24 protein-coding genes are annotated in these 25766 nt (G+C 70.3%); 19 read left to right on the top strand and 5 right to left on the bottom strand.

Annotated features, from left to right (window positions below):
* The first annotated feature begins 287 nt into the window (after positions 1-287).
* Together JOB34_RS17240 and JOB34_RS17235 are read left to right on the top strand one after the other, a co-directional pair.
* On the top strand, positions 288-1160 hold the full coding sequence (locus JOB34_RS17240; RefSeq protein WP_179479757.1) for an NlpC/P60 family protein: 873 nt from the start codon (positions 288-290) through the stop codon (positions 1158-1160).
* Between the two features lie 70 nt (positions 1161-1230).
* Positions 1231-2199: a hypothetical protein gene (locus tag JOB34_RS17235; RefSeq protein ID WP_208053855.1), complete on the top strand. Its 969-nt coding sequence runs from the start codon at positions 1231-1233 to the stop codon at positions 2197-2199.
* A 16-nt stretch (positions 2200-2215) separates the two neighbouring features.
* On the opposite strand, the gene JOB34_RS17230 is transcribed toward JOB34_RS17235, so the two are convergent.
* Positions 2216-3115: a serine hydrolase gene (locus tag JOB34_RS17230; protein WP_208053854.1), complete on the bottom strand. Its 900-nt coding sequence runs from the start codon at positions 3113-3115 to the stop codon at positions 2216-2218.
* A gap of 141 nt (positions 3116-3256) precedes the next feature.
* Between JOB34_RS17230 and JOB34_RS17225 the strand changes: the two genes are divergently transcribed.
* The 3 genes from JOB34_RS17225 to JOB34_RS17215 all read left to right on the top strand — a co-directional run bounded on the left by JOB34_RS17225 (position 3257) and on the right by JOB34_RS17215 (position 8754).
* Complete coding sequence (locus tag JOB34_RS17225) at positions 3257-4351, top strand: amidohydrolase family protein (RefSeq protein ID WP_208053853.1); 1095 nt, start codon at positions 3257-3259, stop codon at positions 4349-4351.
* On the top strand, positions 4348-5328 hold the full coding sequence (locus JOB34_RS17220) for a GNAT family N-acetyltransferase (RefSeq protein ID WP_208053852.1): 981 nt from the start codon (positions 4348-4350) through the stop codon (positions 5326-5328). Before JOB34_RS17225 ends, JOB34_RS17220 begins: the two co-directional genes overlap by 4 nt.
* A gap of 87 nt (positions 5329-5415) precedes the next feature.
* Complete coding sequence (locus tag JOB34_RS17215; RefSeq protein ID WP_208053851.1) at positions 5416-8754, top strand: glucodextranase DOMON-like domain-containing protein; 3339 nt, start codon at positions 5416-5418, stop codon at positions 8752-8754.
* A gap of 130 nt (positions 8755-8884) precedes the next feature.
* Here the strand turns inward: JOB34_RS17215 and aceB are convergent, their stop codons facing one another.
* Together aceB and aceA are read right to left on the bottom strand one after the other, a co-directional pair.
* Positions 8885-10558, bottom strand: a complete 1674-nt coding sequence (gene aceB, locus JOB34_RS17210; protein WP_208053850.1) for a malate synthase A — start codon at positions 10556-10558, stop codon at positions 8885-8887.
* A 141-nt stretch (positions 10559-10699) separates the two neighbouring features.
* Entirely contained in the window at positions 10700-12034 is a 1335-nt protein-coding gene (gene aceA / locus JOB34_RS17205; RefSeq protein WP_208053849.1) for an isocitrate lyase, read from the bottom strand.
* A 134-nt stretch (positions 12035-12168) separates the two neighbouring features.
* On the opposite strand from aceA, the gene JOB34_RS17200 reads away from it, so the two are divergent.
* The 7 genes from JOB34_RS17200 (at position 12169) to JOB34_RS17170 (ending at position 18694) form a co-directional block, all read left to right on the top strand.
* A complete protein-coding gene (locus tag JOB34_RS17200; protein WP_243758341.1) occupies positions 12169-13770 on the top strand; it encodes a helix-turn-helix domain-containing protein in 1602 nt (533 codons plus the stop codon).
* A gap of 38 nt (positions 13771-13808) precedes the next feature.
* Complete coding sequence (locus tag JOB34_RS17195) at positions 13809-15011, top strand: CapA family protein (protein ID WP_208053848.1); 1203 nt, start codon at positions 13809-13811, stop codon at positions 15009-15011.
* Entirely contained in the window at positions 15008-15994 is a 987-nt protein-coding gene (locus JOB34_RS17190) for a 2-dehydropantoate 2-reductase (protein WP_208053847.1), read from the top strand. Before JOB34_RS17195 ends, JOB34_RS17190 begins: the two co-directional genes overlap by 4 nt.
* A gap of 159 nt (positions 15995-16153) precedes the next feature.
* Positions 16154-16663 carry a 30S ribosomal protein S16 gene (gene rpsP / locus JOB34_RS17185; protein WP_208053846.1) on the top strand — a complete coding sequence of 170 codons (510 nt, stop codon included), beginning with the start codon at positions 16154-16156 and terminating at the stop codon, positions 16661-16663.
* A 5-nt stretch (positions 16664-16668) separates the two neighbouring features.
* Complete coding sequence (locus tag JOB34_RS17180) at positions 16669-16911, top strand: RNA-binding protein (protein ID WP_179479777.1); 243 nt, start codon at positions 16669-16671, stop codon at positions 16909-16911.
* Between the two features lie 91 nt (positions 16912-17002).
* On the top strand, positions 17003-18208 hold the full coding sequence (locus tag JOB34_RS17175) for an MFS transporter (protein ID WP_208053845.1): 1206 nt from the start codon (positions 17003-17005) through the stop codon (positions 18206-18208).
* Between the two features lie 12 nt (positions 18209-18220).
* Positions 18221-18694 carry a DUF2752 domain-containing protein gene (locus tag JOB34_RS17170; RefSeq protein ID WP_243758339.1) on the top strand — a complete coding sequence of 158 codons (474 nt, stop codon included), beginning with the start codon at positions 18221-18223 and terminating at the stop codon, positions 18692-18694.
* 73 nt (positions 18695-18767) lie between these two features.
* Here the strand turns inward: JOB34_RS17170 and JOB34_RS17165 are convergent, their stop codons facing one another.
* Entirely contained in the window at positions 18768-19070 is a 303-nt protein-coding gene (locus JOB34_RS17165; protein ID WP_208053844.1) for a DUF4190 domain-containing protein, read from the bottom strand.
* Positions 19071-19203: 133 nt separating this feature from the next.
* On the opposite strand from JOB34_RS17165, the gene rimM reads away from it, so the two are divergent.
* The 7 genes from rimM to JOB34_RS17130 all read left to right on the top strand — a co-directional run bounded on the left by rimM (position 19204) and on the right by JOB34_RS17130 (position 24624).
* Positions 19204-19710 (top strand): ribosome maturation factor RimM, encoded by a 507-nt coding sequence (rimM, locus tag JOB34_RS17160; protein ID WP_208053843.1) that lies wholly within the window; start codon positions 19204-19206, stop codon positions 19708-19710.
* A gap of 3 nt (positions 19711-19713) precedes the next feature.
* Entirely contained in the window at positions 19714-20874 is a 1161-nt protein-coding gene (gene trmD / locus JOB34_RS17155; RefSeq protein ID WP_208053842.1) for a tRNA (guanosine(37)-N1)-methyltransferase TrmD, read from the top strand.
* 201 nt (positions 20875-21075) lie between these two features.
* On the top strand, positions 21076-21447 hold the full coding sequence (gene rplS / locus JOB34_RS17150) for a 50S ribosomal protein L19 (protein WP_179479789.1): 372 nt from the start codon (positions 21076-21078) through the stop codon (positions 21445-21447).
* A 146-nt stretch (positions 21448-21593) separates the two neighbouring features.
* Entirely contained in the window at positions 21594-22688 is a 1095-nt protein-coding gene (gene lepB, locus JOB34_RS17145; RefSeq protein ID WP_347813916.1) for a signal peptidase I, read from the top strand.
* 7 nt (positions 22689-22695) lie between these two features.
* Entirely contained in the window at positions 22696-23511 is an 816-nt protein-coding gene (gene lepB, locus JOB34_RS17140) for a signal peptidase I (RefSeq protein WP_208053841.1), read from the top strand.
* Between the two features lie 4 nt (positions 23512-23515).
* Positions 23516-24322, top strand: coding sequence for a ribonuclease HII (locus JOB34_RS17135; protein ID WP_208053840.1), 807 nt, complete (start codon positions 23516-23518; stop codon positions 24320-24322).
* Positions 24319-24624, top strand: coding sequence for a DUF2469 domain-containing protein (locus JOB34_RS17130; protein ID WP_179479794.1), 306 nt, complete (start codon positions 24319-24321; stop codon positions 24622-24624). Before JOB34_RS17135 ends, JOB34_RS17130 begins: the two co-directional genes overlap by 4 nt.
* 10 nt (positions 24625-24634) lie before the next feature.
* On the opposite strand, the gene JOB34_RS17125 is transcribed toward JOB34_RS17130, so the two are convergent.
* Positions 24635-25750 carry an esterase-like activity of phytase family protein gene (locus JOB34_RS17125; protein ID WP_208053839.1) on the bottom strand — a complete coding sequence of 372 codons (1116 nt, stop codon included), beginning with the start codon at positions 25748-25750 and terminating at the stop codon, positions 24635-24637.
* Between the last annotated feature and the right edge of the window lie 16 nt (positions 25751-25766).

Below are 25766 nucleotides of genomic sequence, written 5' to 3'. Positions count from 1 at the left end.
GAAGACCGACGACGACTCCGGCAACGCGAACGTGTGGGTCAACGCCACGCACGTGAGCGGTGGCGCGAACGACGCGAGGATCCCCGGGATCCCCGCCTGCTGACCCGGTCTCGCAGATGAGAAGGGCAGGACGCATGGAGCGTCCTGCCCTTCTCATCTGCGTCATCTGGGCGCGGCGAGCTACCGAAGGTTTGCGCATCTATGCAAATGCTGGTCGGCAGCGTCACGAATTGGTCTGGTGGAGCTAGGGAAACGATCGTTTCCCCACGGACGAGGAGGAGGACATCATGCGTACCACCAAGAAGGCTCTGGCCCACTGCACGGGCGTGGCAGTGCTCGGCGGGGGCGCCCTCATCGGGGGCGTGGGCGTGTTCGGCAGCACGGCCGCGCACGCTGACGCCGGGTGTCAGGCGTACGGCGCGACCAGCGCGGTCGCGGCCAAGGAGGTCCAGGCGGCCTGCGCGGAGGTCGACAAGGGCACGCCGTACTCGTGGTCCGGCGGCCACAAGGCGGCTCCCGGCCCCTCGACGGGGCAGATCTACGACGTACCGCCGGAGTACTACGACGACCGCAACAAGGTCGGACTGGACTGCTCGGGACTGGTGCGCTGGGCCTACTACGAGGCGTCGGGCACCGACTTCGGCCCCGTCTCGACCTACGACTTCGACTCCGCGCTCACGAGCCACGGTTTCAGCCGGGTGGACGCGCCGACCCAGCCCGGCGACGTCATCGTCTGGGACGGGCACACCGCCATCTACCTGGGCAACGGCCTGATGGCGCAGGCCGAGGGCGACGACGCCGGACTCAACGTGCGGACCGTCGCGAGCCACGGCGGCACCCCGACCGGCGTCTACCGCCCGGGCGGCGGCACGACCACGCCTCCGCCGCCCTCTGGGGGGTCGAAGGTGTTCAAGGACGTGTGGGCCACCGCTCCGTCGGTGAACAACCCCACCAACGGCGCCGTGGTGGGCACCTTGAACAAGGGGTCGAACTACTTCTACTGCCAGACGCAGGGGTCGGAGACGTCGTACGCCGGCTACCACAACGACTGGTGGCTGAAGACCGACGACGACTCCGGCAACGCGAACGTGTGGGTCAACGCGACCTACGTCAGCGGGGGAGTGGACGACGGGCAGATCCCCGGCGTACCGACCTGCTGAAACCGCAGCAGCCGCAACGCAATCAGTACGGACGACACGAGAGACACCTGAGACGCAAGGAGAACAGATCATGAAGATCCAGACGCTGAAGAACCGCCGGTACGCGCGCCCGCTCGTGGCGCTGGCCGTCGCGGGCACCGCACTCACCGGTTTCGCGACCACGGCCTCGGCACACCCGGGCCACCACCTCCCAGGGCCGGCAGGAGTCCCCGGTACGGCCGGCCCTGCCCGCGCGGGAGCGCACGGACACGCGCGGGCGTTCGACCTCGGGACGGTCGCCTGTCCCTCGTCGCCGGGCGATGCCGCCACGGCGGCGAGCCTCTCCGGACATTTCTCCGGAGCGCGGATGGGGACCTCGATCGATGCCGGGCAGATCGCCTGTGCCCGCGCCGTCATCGCGGCCACGAAGGGCGCTGGACTCGACCAGCGGGCCGCCCTCGTCGCGACCATGACCGCGATGGCCGAGAGCACCCTGCACAACTACACCGGTGGCGACCGCGACAGCATCGGGCTCTTCCAGCAGCGCCCCTCGCAGGGGTGGGGATCGGTCGACCAGGTCCAGGACCCGACGTACGCCACGCAGAAGTTCCTGTCGGTGATGCAGGCCAAGTTCCCCGGCGGGGGCTGGGAGAGCGGTGATCCCGGCGCGATCGCGCAGTCGGTGCAGGTCTCCGGCGACCCCGGGGCGTACGACGACGAGCAGTCGCCGGCGACGACCGTCGTCAACGCGCTCTGGGCCGGTGGCGGCACCACGCCGCCTCCGCCGCCCTCCGGGGGGTCGAAGGTGTTCAAGGACGTGTGGGCCACCGCGCCGTCGGTGAACAACCCCACCAACGGCGCCGTCGTAGGCACCCTGAACACGGGGTCGAACTACTTCTACTGCCAGACGCAGGGGTCGGAGTCTTCGTACGCGGGCTACCACAACGACTGGTGGCTGAAGACCGACGACGACTCCGGCAACGCGAACGTGTGGGTGAACGCGACCTACGTCAGCGGGGGAGTGGACGACGGGCAGATCCCCGGCGTGCCCACCTGCTGAGCCGCCGACCCGGCGGTCAGTGGCCGAGGTGGGTGTAGAGCACCGCGGCGGCCTTGGTGATCAGTGCTCGACCCGCAGCGTCGGTGGCGTTGCGGGTCGAGAGGATCGCGGCGGCGTAGTCGCGGCCGGCGCCCTGCACGTGGCCGATCGAGTTGTCGTGCCACGACCCGGGGTTGTAGGGCAGCCAACCGTTCTTGACCTGGACGGTGACCCCCTTCACCCCGGCGGGCAGGGTGCCGATCCCGAACTTCTGACCGGGGTCGACCCGTCCCATCAGATCGAAGATGTAGGCACGGTCGGTGTTGTCGAGGAACGAGTGCCCGTAGGCGAGGGCCCGGACCATCATCACCTGATCGGGCGCCGTGGTGGTCGTCAGACCCCACCGCACGTTCGGGCGAGTGCTCATCATTCCAAGGGCATTCGCGACGCGCTGAGCGGCAGGAGCCCCGCCCCCGCGGCGGTAGAGCTCCGTCGCCGCATCGTTGTCGCTCTCGGTGATCATGTCCTCGGCGAGATCGCGGTCGCTCGCGGTCAGCGACCCCCCGGCGGCGCGACGGGTGTGCGCGACGCTGGTCAGGATCAGCACCTTCATGATGCTCGCGCAGACGTTCTTCATGGCCGGGTGGTAGGAGAAGGTGGCGCTCGAACGTCGGTCGTACGCGGTCACGCTGACGTCGCCGGCGCGTGCGCCCAGGGTCGCATCGAGGGCACGCGTGAGGATGCCCGGGTCGGTCCGGGTGGCGGTGGCGCGCGATGCCGACGTACTCTTCCGGTGCGTTGCGCCACTCGAACTTCCTGTCGACACAGCGGTATTCGGCCGGCCGTCGTGCCGAAGAGGATGCCAGGCGATCAGTCCCACCAGCGCAGCCGCTCCGCTCCCCACGACGAGTCGGCGCCGGACGTAGACGTCTCCCATGGCTGGGAAGCATAGGGGGACAACAGGTCTCGCGTGGCGGGGCGCGCAGGACGAGGCCGTGTCGTCCGTCACGCTGGGTCACTTCCAGGTCGGACCGGCACCTCGATCGTTCGACCGGGTCGGCGAACTATGGTCGGAACCATGACGCAGACCGCCCCGATCCTGCACGTCCGCGGCACCGTCCTCACAGGTCCGCACGAGGTCCGTGAGGAGATGTGGGTGGTCGGTGGCGCGGTGACTTTCACCCGCCCCGCCGGGACCGACGACGTACAGAGCGTCGAGGGATTCGTGCTGCCGGGGCTCGTCGACGCGCACTGTCACGTCGGGCTCGAGGCGCAGGGCGGAGTGGGGCCCGAGAGGGCAGAAGAGCACGCGGTGGCCGAACGTGGGGCGGGTGCGCTGCTGCTGCGGGACGCGGGCTCGCCCGTCGACACGCACTGGATGGACGAGCGCGAGGACCTGCCCCGGATCATCCGCGCGGGACGCCACATCGCCCGTACCAAGCGCTACATCCGCAACTTCGCGCACGAGATCGAGCCGGAGGACCTGGTCGCGTATGTGCGCCAGGAAGCCCGCCGAGGCGACGGGTGGGTCAAGCTCGTGGGTGACTGGATCGACCGGGACCGCGGCGACCTCGCGCCGTGCTGGCCGCGTGAGGCTCTCGCCGCCGCGATCGCGGCCGCTCACGAGGAGGGTGCGCGGGTGACCGCTCACTGCTTCGGTGAGGAGTCGTTGCTCGACTTCGCGGCCGCCGGTACCGACTGCATCGAGCACGCGTCCGGGCTGCAGCCGGACAGCATCGACCTCTTCGCCCGGCAGGGCATCGCGATCGTGCCGACGCTCATCAACATCGAGAACTTCCCGAAGTTCGCCGAGGCGGGTGAAGCCAAGTTCCCGGCGTACGGCACGCACATGCGCGACCTCTACGCTCGCCGGCACGCCACGATCGCCGCGGCGCACGAGGCGGGCATCGCGGTCTACGTCGGCACCGACGCCGGCGGGCAGCTGCCGCACGGGCTCGTGGCGCGCGAGGTGGCCGAGCTGGTCAAGGTGGGGATGACCGAGCTGGAGGCACTGGACGCGGCGACGTGGGGTGCCCGCGCCTGGCTCGGTCGCCCGGGTCTCGACGAGGGTGAGAGCGCGGACTTCGTTGTCTACCAGGAGGATCCACGAATCGATGTGCGAGTGCTGAGCGCGCCCCAGCACGTCGTCCTGCGCGGAAGGGCGATGCTGTGAGCCGCGAACGTCCCCCGGGCCCGCTGCTCGCACGGGGGGAACGGGTGTGGGTCCGCACCGTCGTGCACGACGACCTCGCCCCCTACCAGCAGGCCGTGCGCAGTTCGTGGGACCGCATCGGGGCCTGGAACCCGGTCTCCGCAGGTGATCTGGAGTGGCACCTGGGTCGTCAGAGCACCGAGCACCGCACCTTCCTCATCCACGCCAACGAACCGACGGGTGAGCACGACATCGTCGGAAAGGTCAACGTCAGCAACGTCGTTCGTGGCAGGTTCCAGAACGGCACCATGGGGTACGACGCCTACGACCCCTACGCCGGGCGAGGCATGTTCGCCGAAGGGTTGCGCCTGGTGGTGGGTCTGGCGTTCGCCGGAGCGGGACAGGGGATGGATCTGCACCGCGTCGAGGCCAACGTGCGCCCCGGCAACACCCGGTCGGCGGGGGTGCTGCGGTCGCTCGGTTTCCGCCGGGAGGGCCATATCCGCTCGATGCTCCTGCTGGAGTCCGGTGGTGAACCCGCGCAGTGGCGTGATCACGACGCGTACGCCGTGCACCGCGGGGAGTGGCCCGCGACGCCGTACGCCGCTCACCGACCTGCCCGAATGGCGTTGCTCGTCAGTGACTTCGGCGCACCCGACCGCTCCGAGTCGTCCGGGCTGGCTCCCGCCCTGGCCGCAGAACTGGGCCTGCCGCTCTTCCCGCGTGCCCTGGTGCCCGACGATGCTCTCTGGGAGCTGCTCGCCGCATCGCCGGTCGGGGGAGTCGTCGAGGGCGTCTGGCCACGGGAGGCGGAGGCGTTCGTGCACGAAGGTCTGCAGCGCGCGGGGTTCGATCCCGCGGTCGTGCCCCGACTGCGGGGCGACGGACGGTTCGCGGACGACCCGCCCGACGGTGCGGCGCCCATCGAGGTGTCCGCAGCGCTGCGTCCCTCCGACGTGAGCCGGGTGGCCCTGCGCGTGCGCGCGGCATTCCCCTGAGGCGTGTCGCGGCGGTCTGTCGCCGGCAGGGTCTACCTTGGGCGTCGTACGTGATCCACGTCACACACCCATCACATGGAGTCAGCCATGTCCGCACTGCCTTCCGCACGCACTCGTCTCTCCCGCCGCGTCGCCGTCGCCCTCACCTCCAGCGCCCTCGCGCTCGGCACCGGCTACGTGAGCGCCCCGGCGCGCGCCGCCACACCGGGGGCGGCGACCGACGGTCCGGGCGCCGCGAGCTACCAGGCGCAGTCGCGCAAGGACTGTGTCGGCACGGCACGCAACCGGACCTCGAAGGTCTGGTACACCGTCGCGAACGGCGTGCTGTCCGACGTCTTCGCGCCCACGGTCGACGCCACCAACGTCAAGACGATGCAGTACATCGTGAGCGACGGCAGCTCCTTCACCGACCTGCAGACGCGCGACATGACCTACACGGTGCGCGCCGACGCGAGCGGGATGGCGTGCACCGTCACGTCGACCGCGAAGAGCGGCCGGTATCGGCTGGTGACGACGTACATCACCGACCCTGAACGTGATTCGGTCGTGACGCACACCCAGTTCCAACCGCTCACCACTGCGGCCGCGGCCTACAAGATCTACGTCCGTCTCGACGCGAACGCCGGCGGCAACGGCGGCGGCGGCACCTCGAACGCCGGCGCCGACACCGCGGTGGTCGACACCTCCGGCGGACACCCGGTGCCGGTCAGCTACGACACGAGCACCAAGAGCCAGGCGACGGGCCGCTCGTACGCCGTGCCGTCCTTCCTCGCCCTCACCGGCGACCGGCCGTTCACGCAGGTGAGCAGTGGGTTCGTCGGCGCGGGCAGCGACGGGCTGACCCAGCTCGACGCCACCCACACGCTCAGCCCGACGTACGCCACCGCGGCCGACGGCAACGTCGAGCAGACCGCCCAGGTCGCGCCGGACGCGCAGCGGTCCTTCACCCTGGCGCTCGGGTTCGGCACCACGCAGGCGTCCGCGGTCTCCACGGCGTCGGCATCGGCGCGCGGGTCCTTCGCGGCGACCGCCGCGAGCTACACCGCCGGGTGGACCGCATACGACCGCGGTCTGCGCAGGGTCGACCGGCTGCGTGGCGGGTGGCACAGCGACCCGACCGCCGTCCGGGACTACTACCAGTCGGCCAATGTGGTGAAGGCCTCGGAGGACAAGACCTACCCCGGCGCGATCGTCGCCGGCATCGACAAGCCGTGGGGCCAGTCGACGCCCGCCAACGACCCGGACAACCTCTTCACCACCAGCTACTGGGAGGTCTTCCCGCGCGACCTCTACGAGGCGTTCACGGCGCTGTTGGTCGACGGTGACCGCGCGACCGCCCAGGACACCGCGCGTTTCTTGCTCACCAAGAGCCAGCTGGCCGACGGGTCGCAGCCGCGCAACTCACTGCTCAACGGTGTCAAGGCCCCCGACTCGTTCAACACCCAGCCGGACGAGACCGCGTACCCGCTGCTGATGGCCTGGCAGTCCGGCCTCGCGGGTGACAAGACGCTCTACCCGCACGTGCGCGCCGAGGCGAACTATCTGGTGGCCAACGGACCGAGCTACGGCGTCGAGCGCTGGGAGGAGCAGACCGGCTACTCACCCTCGACGATCGCCGCCGAGATCGCAGGTCTGGTCGCCGCCGCGTCCATCGCTCGCACCCAGGGTGACGCGGCCGCCGCGCGGATCTGGCTCGCGACCGCCGACTCCTGGCAGCGCAGCATCAAGAAGTGGGGCGTGACGACGACCGGGGCACTCTCGTCGTCCCCCTACTTCATCCGACTGTCCAAGACCGGCGATCCCAACGCCGCGATCAGCTACAACGTGGGCAATGGCGGCCCGACGCTGGACCAGCGCAGTGTGATGGACCTGGGCTTCCTGGAGTACGTGCGGCTCGGCATGCTGCCCGCGAACGACGCCACCATCGCCAACAGCCTCACCGTCGCGGACAAGGTGCTGCGCAAGGACACCGCATCGGGTCCGGGCTGGCTGCGGTACAACGGCGACGGGTACGGCGACTGCGCCGTCCCGTCGTCCAGCAGCTGCACGGTCGCGGGGGCACCCTGGACCAACGGCAACATGGGCACGGGGCACCCGTGGCCGGTCCTCGGCGTCGAACGCGCTCAGCAGGATCTCGCCACCGGTGACCGTTCCGGTGCTCTCAAACTGCTATCGACCGTCAACGCGATGAACTCCGGACCTGGGCTGGTGCCCGAACAGGTCTGGGACTACCCGTCACTCGCGGCCTCGCCATACGGCAGCAACCCAGCGACCGCGTCCATCGGCTTCGTCAACGGCAAGCCCGACGGGTCGGCCTCCCCGCTGACCTGGGGCGCCGGTGCCCAGGTGCGGCTGACCGCCGATCTGGCCGCGGGCAGGAGCCTGGAGCAGCCGAGCATCACGGTCGACCGTTACGTCACCCACCACCAGCAGACGACGCCGCTGACGGTCACCGCCCCGGCGGACGGCTCGTCGGTGGGCAAGACCGTCACCGTGAGCGGCCGGGCGGCGCCCGGGGCGACCGTCGACATCTCGATGTCGGCGACGGACGCGTCCAACGCGACGACCGTGCGTACGCTGCGGGTGAGCGCGTGGGGCGGGTTCACGACGACCGTCCCCGTGAGCGGCGGCACCGACGTGATCGCGGTGAGCAGCACGGCGCGGGGCGGCGGCACCGCCCAGGTCGTGCGCCGGGTGGTCAGCGACGTGGTCGACGGGAAACTTCTGTACTCCGTGACCGACCCCATCGGCGACGACAACGGGCCGGGCCACTACGCCTACCCGACAGATTCGGCGTTCCATGCCGGTGCGTTCGACCTCACCCGGTTCGAGGTCTACGACACCGGGTCGACCATCACCTTCCGGGTGCAGACGCGCGACCTGACCGCCACCTTCGGTCAGCCCAACGGCGCCCAGCTCGTCGACGTCTACGTGCACAACCCCACCGCCTCCGGGACATCGACGAGTTCGTCCTACCCCGGCATGAACTACCGGATCGCCGATGCCGCCAGGTGGAGCCGGCTGATCGAGGTGCAAGGGTTCGCCGGCAGCAAGTTCGTCGATCCCGACGGCACGTCCGCGGGTCCTCTGACCACCTCCGCGAACTCCGTCTCGCGCTACATCACCTTCTCGGTCCAGAAGGACTCGCTGGCTGGGACGCCCTCCGCCGGCTGGGGATTCACGGTCGCGTTGACCGGTCAGGACGGCACACACGGCACCGACCAGACACGCGCGTTCGCCGCGACACCCCAGCCGTACGCGTTCGGGGTGTGCGCGACCGCGTCCACCTCACCGGCGTGCAGCGCCGACCCGGCGTCGGTGCCGAAGGTGCTCGACACCATCACCCCCGCCGGCACCACGCAGGCGGACGAGCTGGACTACACGGCCCACAACCCGGTCACCCTCACCGACGTCGTCATCCCATAGGGCGCCCCGCGGTCGCTTTCCCGCGCCGCCGGCCGCCTCCGTCCAGTGGCATGGAAATGTCTCGAGTGGCGCACCAACAGGTGCGCCACTCGAAACATAGGTCTGCCACTCGGCGGTGAGAGGGACGTGGTCAGGCGGGAGCGTGCACCCGCTCGGATTGGTGCAGATCCGCCTCGTCGACACCGGGCTGCATCCGCAGCGACGTCTCGGTGAGGAAGCGCACGTAGCCGTAGTTGGTGAAGAAGCCCGGCAGATGCGGCTGCAGCGCCACCCGCTCGAGGATCTCGCGGGCGCCGTCGTAACGGGCCACGATGTCCTCGTCCTGGCCGCGGGTGAGGATGGCGAGCTCCTCCTCGACCACGCGGTCGAGCAGCTCACGGGTCACCTGCGGTCCCTCAGCCAGCTGGGAGTTGTGGAAGAGCCACTGCCACAACTGGACCCGCGCCATCTCGACGGTGGCCGCGTCCTCCATCAGGTTGTCGATCGCGACAGCACCCCGTCCGCCGATCCACGACGCGAGGTACTGCAGCGCGACCGAGACGTTGGTGCGCACGCCCTGCAGACTGATCGTCTGCTGTATCCCGACGAGCGAGACCAGGTCACGCGCGGTGGTGCGGCTCGGCCGCTGGATGTCGCGCTGGTCGTGCTTGGTGCCGAGCACGGCGGCGTACGCCGAGCGGCACACCTCCACCAGCGCGGGGTGGGCCACCCAGGAGCCGTCGAAGCCCTCGGCGGCCTCGCGTTCCTTCTCCGAACGCACCTGGGCGAGTGCGCGCACCCGCGCGTCCTCGTCCTGGCGGGTCGGGTTGACCGCGGCCGGGCCGGCGATGGCGAACGCCCCACGTCGGTGACACGTGGACACCAACAGCTCGACGTACGCGCGCAGGAACGGCGTGGCCATCGTGATGTGGTCGCGGTCGGGCAGCACGAACTCGACGCCGCGGTGGGCGAAGGTGCGCACGTAGCTGAAGAGGTAGTCCCAGCGGCCGTCGGCCAGACCCGCGCAGTGCTCGCGCAGTTCGTAGAGGATCTCGTCCATCTCGAACGCCGCGGTGAGGGTCTCGATCAGGACGGTTGCCCGCACCGTGCCCTGCGGGATGCCGAGCGCGTCCTGGGCGAAACGGAAGACGTCGTTCCAGAGCCGCGCCTCTTCGTGCGACTCGATCTTCGGCAGGTAGAAGTACGGGCCGGCACCGCGTTCGATGAGCGCCTGGGCGTTGTGGAAGAAGTACAGGCCGAAGTCCACCAGGGTCGCGGAGACCGGGCGGCCGTCGACGCTGATGTGCTTCTCGCACAGGTGCCAGCCGCGCGGGCGGAGCACGATCGTCGGGGTGTGCTCGGGCTGGCGGCGCACCTGCCCGTCCTCCCGGCGCAGGTTGAGCTCGCCGCGTGCCGCGTCGTACAAGGTGACCTGGCCCTGGATGAGGTTGGACCAGCTCGGGGCCATCGCGTCCTCGAGGTCGGCGACCCAGACGGCGGCACCGGACTCCAGCGCGTGCATGGCCGTGTTGCGGTAGACCGGCGCGACCAGCTCGCAGCGTCGGTCCTCGAGCCCGGGGCCGGGGGTCGCGACCTGCCAGCTGCTGTCGGCGCGCACCGGCGCCGTGTCGGCCTGGAACTCCAGGTCCTCGCCGGCGTTGATGGCGCGGGCGCGCTCCCGGCGGCGGGCGAGCAGCTCGGCGCGACGCCCGGCGAACTCCCCGTCGAGTGCGGAGACGAACGCCAACGCGTCCTGGGTGAGGATCTCGTCGTAGCGATCGCCGAACGCGCCGCGGATCTTCGGTGAGCCGTAGGTGTCGCGCATGATCTGACCTTCCCTGCTGCGGGTGCTGATGTGGTGGGCGGGAGATGGAGGGGGAGACTCAGGGCCCCCACGGCCGGAGCCAGGTGGCCGTGGGGGCCCTGAGCGGTACTAGGTGGAGACGGAGAACTTCGTGGGGTGAACTCAGTGGAACTGGGCGTTCTCCGTGCTGTCCTTCAGGGCGGTGGTGGAGCTGTCGGGGTTCAGCGCGGTGGAGACCGCGTCGAAGTAGCCGGTGCCGACCTCGCGCTGGTGCTTGGTCGCGGTGTAGCCGCGGGCCTCGGAGGCGAACTCCTTCTCCTGCAGCTCGACGTACGCCTTCATCTGCTCGCGGGCGTAGCCGTGGGCGAGGTCGAACATCGAGTAGTTCAGGGCGTGGAAGCCGGCGAGGGTGATGAACTGGAACTTGAAGCCCATTGCGCCGAGTTCACGCTGGAACTTGGCGATCGTCTCGTCGTCCAGGTGCTTCTTCCAGTTGAACGACGGGCTGCAGTTGTAGGCCAGCATCTGGTCGGGGAACTTGGACTTGATGCCCTCGGCGAACTTCTTGGCGTGCTCCAGATCCGGGGTGCCGGTCTCCATCCAGAGCAGGTCGGCGTACTCGGCGTAGGCGAGGCCGCGCGCGATGCACGGCTCGATGCCGTTGGTGACCTTGTAGAAGCCCTCCGCGGTGCGCTCACCGGTGATGAACGGCTGGTCGCGCTCGTCCACGTCGGTGGTGAGCAGCGTCGCGGCCTCCGCGTCGGTGCGGGCGATGACGATCGACGGCACGTTGCTGACGTCGGCGGCCAGGCGCGCGGCATTCAGGGTGCGCACGTGCTGCTGGGTCGGGATGAGCACCTTGCCACCGAGGTGGCCGCACTTCTTCTCCGAGGCCAGCTGGTCCTCCCAGTGCACACCGGCGGCGCCGGAGGCGATCATCGACTTCATCAGCTCGAACGCGTTCAGCGGGCCACCGAAACCGGCCTCGGCGTCGGCGACGATCGGCACGATCCACTCGTCGACGGTCTTGATGCCCTCGGCGTACTCGATCTGGTCCGAGCGCATCAGCGCGTTGTTGATGCGACGCACCACCTGCGGCACCGAGTTGGCGGGGTAGAGCGACTGGTCGGGGTAGGTCTGGCCGGCCGCGTTGGCGTCACCGGCGACCTGCCAACCGGACAGGTAGATGGCCTTCAGTCCGGCCTTGACCTGCTGGACGGCCTGGTTGCCGGTGAGCGCGCCGAGGGCGTTCACGTAGTCCTCGGTGTGCAGCTTCTCCCAGAGCTGCTCCGAGCCACGGCGGGCCAGGGTGAACTCCTCCTGCACCGAGCCCTGGAGCGTGACGACGTCGGCGGCCGTGTAGTCGCGAGCGACGCCGCTCCAGCGGGGGTTGGCGTCCCACTCCTGCTGGAGGGCGGCTGCAGCCTCGGCCTTGCGGTCGGCGGCAGCGGTGCTGGGGGCCTGGTTGATCTCATTGTCGGGAATCGTGGAGGTCATGGCTCCGGGCAGTCCTTTCGGGGTGCTCAGTGGGCCGCTTCGGATACGGCGTTGTGACGATCCTGCGGGATGTAACCGGCAAGTACGAAGAAATTCGCAGTCAAAAAGTGCGCAAATTGCGCTAGGGTGCGCTGATGCCAGGTCTTGACCGCCGCAACGCCCCTCGCACGGGCGTCAAGAAGCGCAACTCTGTCCAGATGACCACCGCCGGTCCCACCCCTCCCGAGGTCGACGGCGTCCCCGATGCGCCGACGGGTCGCCTGACCTCACCGCACCCCGCCCCGAGCACCAGCGTCGGCGGCGGTGACGTCCCCGATCCGCTCACGGTGGGCCGGCGCCTGCGCCACGTGCGCCAGGAGAGCGGTCGCACCCTCGGCGACGTCGCCGCGGAGATCGGGATGTCGGCGTCGGCGTTGTCGCTCATCGAGAACGGCAAGCGCGAACCTCGGCTGTCCGTGCTCAACGCGCTCGCCCAGGCGCTCGGCACCCAGCTGTCGGAGTTGCTGACGACGGCCCCGCCCTCGCGGCGCGCGGCTCTGGAGATCCGCCTCGAACGCGCCCAGCGCGGGGAGGGGTACGACGCGCTCGGTCTGCCCCGGGTCAAGATCGGTCCTCGTCTGCCGACCGAGGCGCTGGAGGCGCTGGTCGGCCTGCACGAGGCGATGGCGGCCTCGTCGGCCGAACGCGCGGCGACGCCGGAGCACGCACGACGCGCCAACCTGGGGTTGCGCGAGCGGATGCGGGCCGCGGACAACTATTTCGGCGAGATCGAGGACGAGGCGGCCCAGCTGCTGGGTGCCATCAACTACACCGGCGGTCCGGTGGGTCGGGTCTCGGTGGACCGGATGGCCGCGCACCTCGGCTTCTCCCTGGTGCACACCGGAGACCTGCCCGGCTCCACGCGCACCGTGACCGACCTGCAGCACAAGCGCATCTACCTGCCGCAACCCGAGGCGGGACAACACGATTCGCGCTCGCTCGCGCTACAGGCATTGGGACATCTGGTGCTGGGGCACGACGTGCCGGTCGACTACGCCGAGTTCCTCACCCAGCGGGTGGAGATCAACTACTTCGCGGCGTCCGTGCTGATGCCGCAGGAGGGCGCGGTCCAGCTGCTACGGCGGGCCATGGACGCCAAGGACATCGCGATCGAGGACCTGCGCGACGCGTTCGCCGTCTCGTACGAGACTGCCGCCCACCGCTTCACCAACCTCGCCACCCGTCACCTCGGCATCCCGGTGCACTTCATGCGCATCGGGCAGGACGGCGTCATCTACAAGGCGTACGAGAACGACGGGGTGATTTTCCCCAGCGACGCGACAGGGGCGATCGAGGGCCAGCGGGTCTGTCGCGCGTGGACGGCACGCCGGGTCTTCGAGCAGCCGGATCTGTCGCAGGCGTTCTGCGCGTACACCGACACCCGGTCCGGCACCTACTGGTGCACCGCAGCGATCGACCGGACGCCGGCGGGGGTGTTCTCGGTCAACGTCGGGGTGCGCTACCAGGACGTGAAGTGGATGCGCGGCCGCGAGACCACCCACCGGGCGACGTCCCGCTGCCCGGACCCGACCTGCTGCAACCTGCCGCCCGCCGACCTGGCCGACCGGTGGAGCGGCAATGCATGGCCGAGCGCCCGGGCGCACTCCCACCTGCTGGCGGCCATGCCGCCGGGTGTGTTCCCCGGAGTGGACGACACCGAGGTCTACCGCTTCCTCGACCGACACGCTCCGGCGTGACCGGGAAGATCGCGCGGCCGATGCAATAGCGTGCCGGGATGGGACGAGGCCGGGGGACCCGGGGCAGCGCGGTGGTCGCCGCGACGGCGATGGTCGCTCTGTGCGGCTGCAGCCCATCGCCCCACGCGCGCCCGTCACCGACCCCGTCCTCCGGTACGAGCGCCGGCGGTTCGAGCGCGAGCGCCGCGAGCGCCCGCTCTCGCACGCCGAGCGTCACGGTGAGCGGGAGCGGCGACATCCTGCTGCACTCGCCGCTGTGGCGGGAGGCCGCGGCGTACGCGAAGGCCGCGGGTCGCACCGGCTACGACTTCGATCCCATGTTCGCGCAGGTCAAGAGCGCCATCAGCGCCGCGGACATCGCGATCTGCCATCAGGAGACCCCGATCTCCTCCACCGATGCGGATCTGAGCGCCCCGGGTTCGACGTCCTTCAACGTGCCGCGGGAGATCGCCGGCACCTTGAAGCGGGCCGGGTACGACGGGTGTGACGCGGCGTCCAACCACACCATGGACAGGGGAGTGGCGGGCATCGTGTCGACCCGTCGGCAACTGCAGGCGGCGGGGCTGAAGGTCGCGGGGCCGACGGGCGCGCCGGGGCTGCTGGGCATTCCGGCGATGTACGAGGCGAAGGGCGTCGAGGTCGCCGATCTGGCGTTCACCTACACGCTGCCCAACTCCGCGACGCCCACCACGCACGTGCCGTCCGACGCGCCGTGGCTGAAGGCCTATCTGTGGCCGGCCATCGGGGCCTCCGCGATCATCGCCGACGCCCGGGCCGCCAAGAAGGCGGGCGCCGACATCGTGGTCGTCAACATCCACTGGGGCAAGGAGGGGGTGCAGCACCCCACGCCGGCCCAGACCACGCTGGCGGGCCGGCTGCTCGCGTCGCCGTACGTGGACGCGATCTTCGGCACCCATGCGCACGTCGTGCAGCCGTGCACCACGATCCACGGCAAGTACGTCTTCTACGGCCTCGGCAACTTCATCTCTAACCAGGGTCCGACCCGTGGCGGGGGCCAGACGGACTCCAACCAGGACGGCGTGCTCGCGCAGATCACCTTCACCAAGACCGCCTCGGGCACCTGGAGCCAGCGGGCGCGCTACCAGCCCACCCGTGTCGACGACGCGGACAAGCACACCGTCCGGCTGTCGACGCCGCAGTCGGACCCCGCGTCGTGGGGCCGCACCACGCGGGCGATGAACGCGCTGGGCTCCTGCCCCGCGGTCGCGGCGGGCTCATGAGGGTGTGCGTCGTCGGTGCCGGCGCCATCGGCGGCACCCTCGCTGCGGCGTTCGCCCGCGGCGGCGCGCAGGTCTCCTTGCTCGCGCGTGGCGTCACGCTCGCCGCCCTCGCCCGTGACGGTCTGGTGCTCCATCACGACGGCGCCACCGAACGCCATCCCCTCCCGGTGAGCGCGGACCCGGCCGACCTCGGCCCCCAGGATCTGGTCGTCCTGGCGGTCAAGGCGCCCTCCCTGCCGGCCGTCGCCACCTCGGTCGCGGCGCTGCTCGGCGACCACACCAGGGTGCTGACCGCGATGAACGGACTGCCCTGGTGGTTCCTGGACGGGGGATTCGGCGGCCCGGTCTCCGGCCGCACCCTGCGCAGTGTGGACCCCGAAGGTGCGCTCGCACGCGCGTTCCCGAGCGAGCGCGTCATCGGCTCCGTCGTGCACCTCGGCGCCAGTACGCCGGCGCCGGGGGTGGTGCGGTGGGAGACCGGGGACGGCCTCGTGTTGGGCGATCCTGCGGGCGGCGCCGATGAAGTGACGCAGAGCGTGGCGGGCGTGCTGGGCAGCGGTGGCCTGTCGGTGACCACGTCACAGCAGATCCAACGCGACGTCTGGTGGAAGCTGTGGGGCAACATGACCATGAACCCGGTCAGCCTGCTCACGACCGGCACGATGGACACGATCCTCGACGACGACCTGGTGATGGAGCTGGTCGACGCCGTCATGTTCGAGGCCAAGGCCCTCGGTGCGACGCTCGGGATCCCGATGGACCAGGACCCTTCCGATCGGCACCGGATCACCCGGCGGCTCGGAGCGTTCCGCACCTCGATGCTGCAGGACCTGGACGCCGGACGACCGGTGGAGCTCGATGCGCTGCTCGGCGCCGTCGTCGAGCTGGGGGAGCTGACCGGTGTGCCGCTGCCGATCGCCCGCATGCTCTTCGGGCTGGCGCGCAGCAGAGCGCGCGTGTCGGGGCTCTACCCGGCGTCGTGACGATTTCGGCGCGGCGCGGCGTTCTGGCAGACTGATCGGCGTACCCGCGTGCGGCCGGCCCTTTTTGTGCCCGCGCGCCTACCCCGAGCATCGGCTCCCCGTGTGTTCCCCACCCGGTCTCGCCGCGCTCACCAATGAGATACAGGAGACACCACCAACGTGGCCGTCAAGATTCGTTTGAAGCGACTCGGCAAGATTCGCACCCCCCAGTACCGCGTCGTCGTCATGGACTCGCGCACCAAGCGCGATGGCCGGGCGATCGAGGAGATCGGGAAGTATCACCCCAAGGAAGACCCCAGCCTGATCGAGATCGACTCCGAGCGCGCGCAGTACTGGCTCGGTGTCGGCGCGCAGCCCACCGAGCAGGTGCGTGCGCTGCTCGGCGTGACCGGCGACTGGCAGAAGTTCAAGGGCGAGCCGGGTGCCGAGGGCACGCTGCGCGTGAAGGAAGCCCCGCGCGACAAGAAGGCCGCGTACGAGGCCGCCTTGGCCGCCGCCCAGAACGCGTCCGACGACGCGGGCAAGGGCAGCGCGACCACCACCCGTAAGAAGGCCGCCGCGGCTCCCGCCGACGACGTGCCCGCCGCGGAGAAGTCGGACAAGGCGGAGAAGTCGAACGAGGCTGACGCCAAGGCCGCGGACGACACCGCCGCCCCCTCGGAGAGCTGAGCACCTTGCTCGAAGAGGCGCTGGAACACCTGGTCAAGGGCATCGTCGACCACGATGACGACGTCGTGGTCCAGCACAAGGACGGCCGCCGGGGCGAGATGCTCGAGGTGCGCGTGCACCCCGACGATCTCGGCCGGGTGATCGGACGCTCCGGTCGCACCGCGTCCGCGCTGCGCACCGTCGTGGGCGCTCTCGCGAGCGGCCGCAACATCCGCGTGGACATCGTCGACACCGACCAGGTGCGCTGACCGGCTCGACAGCACTCCAGCGACGCCAGGTGGCCCGGGAACATCCCGGACACCTGGCGTCGTCGTTTTCCCACCTCGAAGGAACCCGCTCATGCACTCCGTACGCCGCCCGGCTCTCGGGAGCTCCTCCGCTCTGGCAGGAGTGCTCGTGGCCTTCGTCGCCAACGGATTCGGGTACGGCGCCGTCGGTGCGCTGACCCCGGCGCTACGCGAGCAGCTGCACACCGACGCGCTCGGCATCGGCGTGCTGCTGATGGTGCTGGGGCTCGCCGCCATCGTCGGTATCAACCTGGGCGGGCGTCTGTCCGACGCGCACGGCGCGCTGCGCCCGATGCAGGCCGGCACCCTGGCGATGGCCCTCGGCCTGCTGCTGCTCCCGTGGGCGGGATCGGTGTGGACCGCCTGCGTGGCCGGGGTCCTGCTCGGCGTGGGCAACGGAGCGCTCGACGTGTCGATGAACGCGCTCGCGGTGCAGGTCGAGCAGCACCGCGAGCGTCCCGTCATGAGCCGGTTGCACGCCTTCTTCTCCGTCGGCACGCTCGCCGTGTCACTGCTCGTACTGCTGCTCGGCCGCGCGCACCTGTCGGGTGGCCACCTGGTGCTGGCCGCGATGACGGTCGTGGGCATCACGTTGCTGGTCAGCCTGGTCTTCCAGGAGCGACTCTCCGCGCAGTCCCAGATCGTCGGACACGCCGACGCGCACGGTGCGCGCTCCGCCATCCCGCGCGCCGCCTGGCTGCTGGGCCTCATGGCGATCTGCTTCGCGGTCGCTGAGGGCACGGCCATGGACTGGTCGGCGTACGACGTGAAATCGATTGCCAGCGTGTCTGATTCGACTGCGGCACTCGGCGTGGTCGCGGTCTCGGCGACCATGGTCACCATCCGGCTGTGCGGTGACGCGGCCGTGCACCTGATCGGACGACGTGCCGTCGTGCGGTTCGGCGCCGCCGTCGCCGCGGCGGGATACCTGATCGCCGTCATCGCGTCGCCGCTGTGGCTGCTGCTGCTCGGGTGGGCGGTGGTCGGCCTGGGCATGGGTCTGGTCGCCCCGCAGGTCTACGGATCCGCGGGCAACCTCGCGGGGGGCCGCGGGCTGTCCGTCGTGGTGTCGATGGGATACGCCGCGGGGCTGCTCGGCCCGGGGGTCATCGGGAGCCTGGTGCACGCGTTCGGCATCGCCGACGCGTTGATCGTCCCGCTCGTGCTCGCGGCCGCGCTGTCCGCGCTGAGTGTCGTGATGCCCGACGTGCGCCGAGATGCCGAGCCCGAACCGACCCCGGTCGCGAGCGGCGCCTGAGACACTGACGGCATGACCCAGCTCGGAGCAGTGCCCGCGCAGTCGTCGACGACCTACGACGCCGCATCGCGCGATGCCACGTCGCCGTGGCGCCGCATGCGTCCGCTCGCGGTCGGCGGACTGCTCGTGGGCGTCGCCACCGTGGCACTGCACTTTCGGGATCCGCACCAGCACGGGTCGTGGGGGATGTGCCCGCTCTATGCGCTCACCGGGATCTACTGCCCGGGGTGCGGGGGCCTGCGCGCCGTCAACGACCTCACCAACAGCAACCTGCGGGCCGCGCTCTCCAGCAATGTCTTCGTGGTGCTGCTCATGCCGGTCGCCGTCGGCTGGTGGCTCACGGCACTGCGCAACCGCTGGCGCGGCGTGCCCGGAGCACCGTTCGCACGGCAGCACGCGACGGTCCTGACCTATGTGATCGCCGTCGTCGCGGTGATCTTCATGATCGTGCGCAACACGCCCTGGGGGGCTGCGCTCGCTCCCTGACGGGTGGCATGCGCGAACGGCGGGCACCGGGGATCCCCGGTGCCCGCCGTTCGATGTCAGACGGCTCGCGAGGTCAACGGAGGCGGATGATCCCGGCGATCACGTTGAGGACCAGCGTCAGCACGCCGACGGCGATCGCCACGATCGCCAGCGTGCGCTGGTTCTCGCGGCCGGGGGTCTTGGACTCGTTGAGGCAGATGACACCGAGCACGATGCCCACGATCGAGAGCACGCCGCACAACAGGCCGAGCACGCTGAGGACGACGGCGACGACGCCCTTGGTGTTCTTCTGAGGCTGCACGTAACCGCCGCCGGGACCGCCGCCCTGGCCGTAGTCGCCGGGCGGGGGCGGTGGCGCTGACTGGTCGTAACTCATGCTTCCTCCGAAAGAAGTGACGGTTGCCGGATGGCCGATCGTGCGCCGATCCAACCACGTACCAGACCGCTTGGGGCCGATAGCGGCAGACGGGTCGAGGCGGCGTCGAGCGGTAGCTGGGAGACTTTCCGGCATGGACGAGGTGATGGTGGCCCGCATCGGCCGCGCGAACGGGCTGAAGGGCGAGGTGACGGTCCAGCTGCACACCGACCGGCCGCAGGAGCGGTTCACCCCCGGTGCGCGCTTCCGCACCGAGCCGTCGATCGGGGAGTTGACGGTGCGCTCGGCGCGCGTGCAGGGCACGACGTGGGTCCTCGGTTTCGAGCAGGTGCACGATCGCACCGGCGCCGAAGGCCTGCGAGACACCCGGCTCATGGCCGCGCCGGACGAGGACGAGGACGACGGCTGGTACGAGGACGATCTGGTCGACCTGATCGTCTACGACGTCGACGGCACTCTCGTGGGGGCGGTCGTCGCGTTGCTGCAGCGCCCGGCACAGGACCTGCTGCAGATCGCGTTGGAGGGCGGCGGTACCGCGTACGTGCCGTTCGTCGAGCAGATCGTGCCCGTCGTCGACATCGAGGCCGGTCGGATCGAGATCGACCCGCCGCCCGGCCTGCTCGACCTCGGGCGGGACTGACCGGTGCGCATCGACGTCGTCTCGATCTTCCCCGACTATCTCGCCCCGCTCGACCTGTCGTTGATCGGCAAGGCGCGGCGTGACGGCCTGCTCGACATCCGGGTGCACGACCTGCGCGACTTCACCCACGACCGGCACCGCACCGTCGACGACACGCCGTACGGCGGCGGCGCCGGCATGGTGATGAAGCCCGAGCCGTGGGGTGAGGCGTTGGACGCCCTGGCGATGCAGGGTGATCCGCGGCCCGTCCTGATCGTGCCGGGGCCCGGTGGCGAGCCCCTCACCCAGCACACCGCCCGTGAGCTCGCGGACCGGGAGTGGCTGGTCTTCGCGTGTGGTCGCTACGAGGGCATCGACGAGCGGGTCTACGAGCACGCCGCCGACCGGATGGACGTGCGCGTGGTCTCGCTCGGCGACTACGTGCTGAACGGCGGCGAGGTCGCCGCGCTCGCCATCATCGAAGCGGTCGCTCGGCTGCTGCCGGGCGTGATCGGCAACGCCGCGTCGCTCGACGAGGAGTCGCACGAGGACGGATTGCTCGAATACCCCGTCTACACCAAGCCCGCGCAGTGGCAGGGCCGTGCCGTGCCGGACGTCCTGCTCTCCGGCGACCACGGCGCGATCGCCCGCTGGCGCCGCGAGCAGCAGCTGCATCGCACCGCCCGTCGGCGCCCCGACCTGCTGCACGCTTCCGCCGCGGCGGATCCCGACGACCTGGCACTCGTCCCGGCCGGCCCGGGCGACGTGGGGGAGCTGCTCACCCTGACGCACGCCTGCTGGCTCACGACCGGCATCGAGAACGACACCCTGCAGATCCCGGCCCAGCACGAGACCTACGAGTCGCTGGCCGCCTCGCTGCTGACGACGTCGACGTACGTCGCGCGCTCCCACGGCCGGCTCGTCGCGTCGGCGCGGGGCAGGCTCGACGGTGACGCGTGGGAGATCGAGCGGGTCATGGTGGCGCCGGACCTGCGCGGACGGGGCCTCGGGCGATGGCTGCTGGAGCAGATCGAGGCGCAGGCGCCCGCCGAGGCGACGGCGTACAGCCTCTTCACCGGCGAACGCAGCCTCGGTCCGCTGCGGATGTACCGCAGGGCGGGATACCGGCGCGCCGGGCAGGGTCCGTTCGGGCGGACCGTGCGGTTGCGTAAGCCGCGCGTCTGACCCGCGCCGGTCCGGTGTGCTCGATTTCAGCCCTGGCGCCCCGGTCTGGCAGACTGTGCAGTCGCGCCGTGCACGCAAGCGGACCCCCGCCACAGGGGGACGTGACCCCGAGAACCTTCGGGGCATGTGGTCCGAGCAGCTCGACGCACTCCCCGTTCATCAACGGTGGCGACCTGTGGCGCCACGAGGAAGTAGCTCGTCATGCATAAGTTCGACGCGATCGACGCCCCCAGCCTCCGCAGCGACATCCCCGACTTCCGCGCCGGTGACAACGTCAAGGTGCACGTGAAGGTCATCGAGGGCACGCGCAGCCGCGTGCAGATCTTCCAGGGTGTCGTCATCGGCCGTCACGGCGGCGGGATCGGCGAGACCTTCACCGTCCGCAAGGTCAGCTTCGGCGTCGGCGTGGAGCGCAAGTTCCCGCTGCACACCCCGGTGATCGACCACATCGAGGTCGCTTCCCGCGGCGACGTGCGCCGCGCGAAGCTGTACTACCTGCGCGACCTGCGCGGCAAGGCCGCCAAGATCAAGGAGAAGCGCGACGTTCCTTCGGTCAAGCCCGTCAAGGCCTGAACCGCCCGAGTCATCGACTCAGCAAGCACCGACGATGGCGCGATCCCCGCGGGGGTCGCGCCATCGTCGCGTTCGCCGCGACTCGCCGCCCCGCTGAGGTCGTCCCTGCACGGCCCCGTCCCATCTTCGTGGGGCACACTCTCGTGGTGACATCCGATCCCGGGGGCAGAGGACGCGGACCCAGACGGTGGTTGCGTCCGGGTACCCACGCCTGGAAGCTGCCGGCCGGCGCCACCCGCCCACAGAAGGTGCTGGGCCCGCTACCGGGCCCCGCGCAGCCCTCCACCGATGGCTCCGACACGACGGACGCGATGCGGGTCGGTCCCGTCCAGGACCCCGCCGACAGCCCCACCCTTCCCCAGCGCAGGCTCGGGCCGCTCCCGCAGTCTGCGTCTCCCGTCGCCGCTGACCCGGCCGACGAGCCCACCCTCGGTCTGCGGCTGCACCGGCCTCCCCAGCCCGGCCCGGAACCGACCGCTGACGCCACCGCGACGCAGATTCCGCGCAGCGACGTCCCGGTCCCAGCGGCGACCGAGGAGCCGGTGCAGGAACCGGCCCCCGCCGCGCCGCCACGTCGTACGCAGCGCTGGCTCGTCGCGATCCGCGAACTCGTGCTGGTCGTGGTCATCGCGATGCTGCTGTCGTTCGTCATCAAGACCTTCCTGCTGCAGCCCTTCTGGATCCCTTCGGAGTCGATGGAGCCGGCGCTGGTGCCCGGTGACCGTGTCGTGGTCAGCAAGCTCACACCGGGACCGTTCGACCTGCACCGCGGAGACGTCGTGGTCTTCGATGATCCCGACAACTGGCTCGGTGACGAGGGGAGCGCCCCCAATCCCGGCCCGGTGCAGAAGCTGCTCGAATTCGTCGGTCTCTACCCCGCGGGGGACAACCACCTCATCAAGCGGGTGATCGGGATGCCCGGTGACCATGTGACGTGCTGCGACAGCGCCGGCAAGATCACCATCAACGGCGTGGCGATCACCGAGCCGTACCTGGCGGCGGGCACCAAGCCCAGCCTCACCCGATTCGACATCACCGTTCCGGCGGGCAGGATCTGGGTGATGGGTGACAACCGCGGCGACTCAGGGGACTCGCGCTATCACGACGACGGGTCGGGTGCGACCGGGTCGGTGCCGATCAAAGACGTCACCGGGCGGGCCGATGCAGTGGTCTGGCCCCTCGACCGCATAACCTGGCTCGGCAACTACTCCGCGACCTTCGCGAAGGTTCCTTCCCATTGACGGACGTATGACTGACGACTCCCGCAACCGCCCCCCATCGGGCGCCTCCTCCGACGCATCGGCGCACCGCGCCGCATCGGACACCCCCGACGACCGCCCGGCACCGGGTGAGGTACCAGCCACCGCCGAGCACCCCCGGCCTCATCACCGCTGGGTGTTCCTGCGGGAACTGGCCATCGTCGTCGTCATCGCGCTCGCGCTGTCCTTCCTGGTGAAGACCTTCCTGGTGCAGCCGTTCTCGATCCCGTCGCCCTCGATGGAGAACACCCTCATCACCGGCGACCGGATCCTGGTCAGCAAGTTCACCCCGCAGCACTCGGCGCTGCACCGCGGCGACGTGGTGGTCTTCTCCAAACCGAACACCTGGGGTCCGGACGAGTCGAATCCCGGCCCGGTCAAGCGGATCGTCAAGGACGCCCTGATCGGCGTCGGGGTGCTGCCCGGGGGGCCGGACCACCTGGTCAAGCGGGTCATCGGACTGCCCGGGGACCACGTCGTGTGCTGCAACTCCAAGGACCAGATCACCGTCAACGAGTACGCGATCACTGAGAAGTACCTGCCGCCGGGCGAGAAGTCCGACGACGGACCCGACGCCCGGTTCGACATCACGGTGCCCGCCGGGAAGGTGTGGGTGCTCGGCGACAACCGCGCCGACTCCGCCGACTCGCGTGTGCACAATCTGGACGGCAAGGGCGTCGACGGGACGGTGCCGATCTCCGACATCACCGGTCAGGTCGTCGCCATCGCCTGGCCGATCAGCCGTATCGGCGGATTGCCGACGTACGGCTCGGTCTTCGCCGATGTGCCCAAGCCGAGACCATGACGCCATGACACCCGCTCGACCGAGCCTGCGCGTGGAACGTGCGTTGCAGCGCGAGGGCCATCGGTTGCTCTGCGGCATGGACGAGGTCGGTCGCGGTGCTCTCGCCGGGCCGGTCTCGGTGGGCGCCGTCGTCATCGACGAGCACTGCCCGACCGCGCCTCAAGGGGTGCGCGACTCCAAGCTGCTCACCCCCGCAGCGCGCGAACGGCTGGTGCCCCGGCTGCGTCGGTGGGCGGTGGCGTACGCCGTCGGCCACGCCAGTGCCGCCGAGATCGACCGCATCGGCATCATGGCCGCGCTGCGCCTCGCCGGCCGACGTGCCCTGGCGATGCTCGACGTGCAGCCCGACCTGGTGATCCTGGACGGTAACCACGACTGGCTGTCGGATCGCGAGGCGGCACCGGTGCTGCTGTCCGTCGAGCAGGTGACCGGGGCCCAGCCGGATCTGACGGCGGCCGGAGCGGACGGTGTCGGCCGCCCGATCCCGCCGGTCACCACGATGATCAAGGCCGATATGAAGTGCTCGTCGGTGGCTGCGGCCAGCGTGCTGGCGAAGGTCGAGCGTGATGCGATGCTGCGGGACTTCCACGAGGCGTATCCGCAGTTCAACTGGGCCGGCAACAAGGGATATTCGGCGCCCGACCATCTGGCAGCCATCCAGTTGCACGGGCCGTGCGAGCTGCATCGGCGCAGCTGGCGACCGTTCGGCGGTATGGGCGACGGCGCCGATGGCGCAATCGTCCGCGCGTCCGCCGGCGCCGCCGATACGGTCGAACAGGGTGCACCGGACGCGATGAAGGAGTGGGCGTGAGCGCGGAGGACCTGGAGAAGTACGAGACGGAGCAGGAGCTCGCGCTCTACCGCGAATACCGTGACGTGGTGGGCTTGTTCAGCCATGTCGTGGAGACCGAGCGCCGGTTCTACCTGTGCAACGAGGTCGACGTCCTCGTCCGCGGTGAGGGCGCCGAGGTGTTCTTCGACGTGCGGATGAGCGACGCGTGGGTCTGGGACGTCTACCGTCCCGCCCGGTTCGTCAAACAGGTACGCGTCATCACCTTCAAGGACGTGAACGTGGAAGAGCTGCCGGCCCGCGAGATGGAGCTGCCCGACTGAGTGGGGGACGTCAGTGTCGGGGCAGTGCGGCCTGCAGGCGCAGCAGCCGGGTGGTCTGGGTGGCGCTGAAGTTGTCGTCGGAGATGAGCAGCACCTGCGCATCGCGACCGTGCCGCGTCTCGATCGTCATGCCTTCGTAGTTGTCCATCAGCGGGTTGCTCTGGGGCTCCTTCGCGGTGGCCCCGAGGCTCGGGCACGCGGTCACGTTCGACACCAGTGTCTTGCGCAGCACCGCGTGCGGAGAGTTCCCGAGGTCGCCGATCGCGCTGACGTCGCGGGCGTGGCGGGTGTGCACGGCGTACAGCTCGATCGCGTTGCCGGTGGCGGGCTCGTACGCGGCCTCCATCACCAGCAGCCCGTCGCGACCGTAGGCGGCGACCTCGGAGATCCGCATTCCCGGATCGACGTGGTAACCGAGCTGCCGCGTGAGTGCGTAGCCGTAACGGCCCTTCGTGTAGACCAGGATCCGGCGGTAACCGGCATCGCCGGTGGATGAGACGTCGCCGCTGAGGGTGCCTTCCATCGCGGCGTAGATCGTGGCCCCGTCGGGGGAGATCGACAGGCCTTCGAGGGTGGCGTTCGGCGTGGCCTCGCCGGTCGGTGGGACGTGCAGGCGCGCGGGGACGGGCAGCTGCCCGACCTCGCGTCCCGACCGGTCGAAGACGCGGATCGATGGCTCCACCTCGGAGCTGACGAGGTAGTCGCCGTTCGGCAGCACCGCGAGGCCCTCGGCATCGAAGTCGGCACCGGTGTACGGCGTCCCGTCGGCCTGCGTCAGGGTGAGGGTGCCGGTCACCTGGGGGTGCGCGGCATCGCGGAAGAACCACATCCGGGACGCCTGGTCACCGGAGTGGTCCTCGATCGCGGCGTACGCGTGGCGGCGGGCGTCGTACGTCAGTGCCGACAGCCCGCCCACCTCGGCGCCCAGGATGTTCAGCTTGTCGAGGGCGTCGCTGTAGCCGACCGCGCGGGCGCGCGGCGGGCAGTCGTAGACCGGCCGGTGCCCGTGGCCGTGCCGCTCCGCGCTCGCGGCCTGTGCGGTGGACGTGAGGGGGCCGGTGACGAAGACGGCGGCCAGGGTGGCGGTGCAGATGGTGGCGGCATGAGTGATGCGACGAGCGTTCATCGGGGGTCCTCGCGAC

This window comes from Allobranchiibius sp. GilTou38 (assembly GCF_017565325.1).
Lineage (GTDB): Bacteria > Actinomycetota > Actinomycetes > Actinomycetales > Dermatophilaceae > Allobranchiibius > Allobranchiibius huperziae.
Note: the sequence above shows the minus strand (reverse complement) of the source record. Positions and strands in the feature narration are given on the sequence as shown.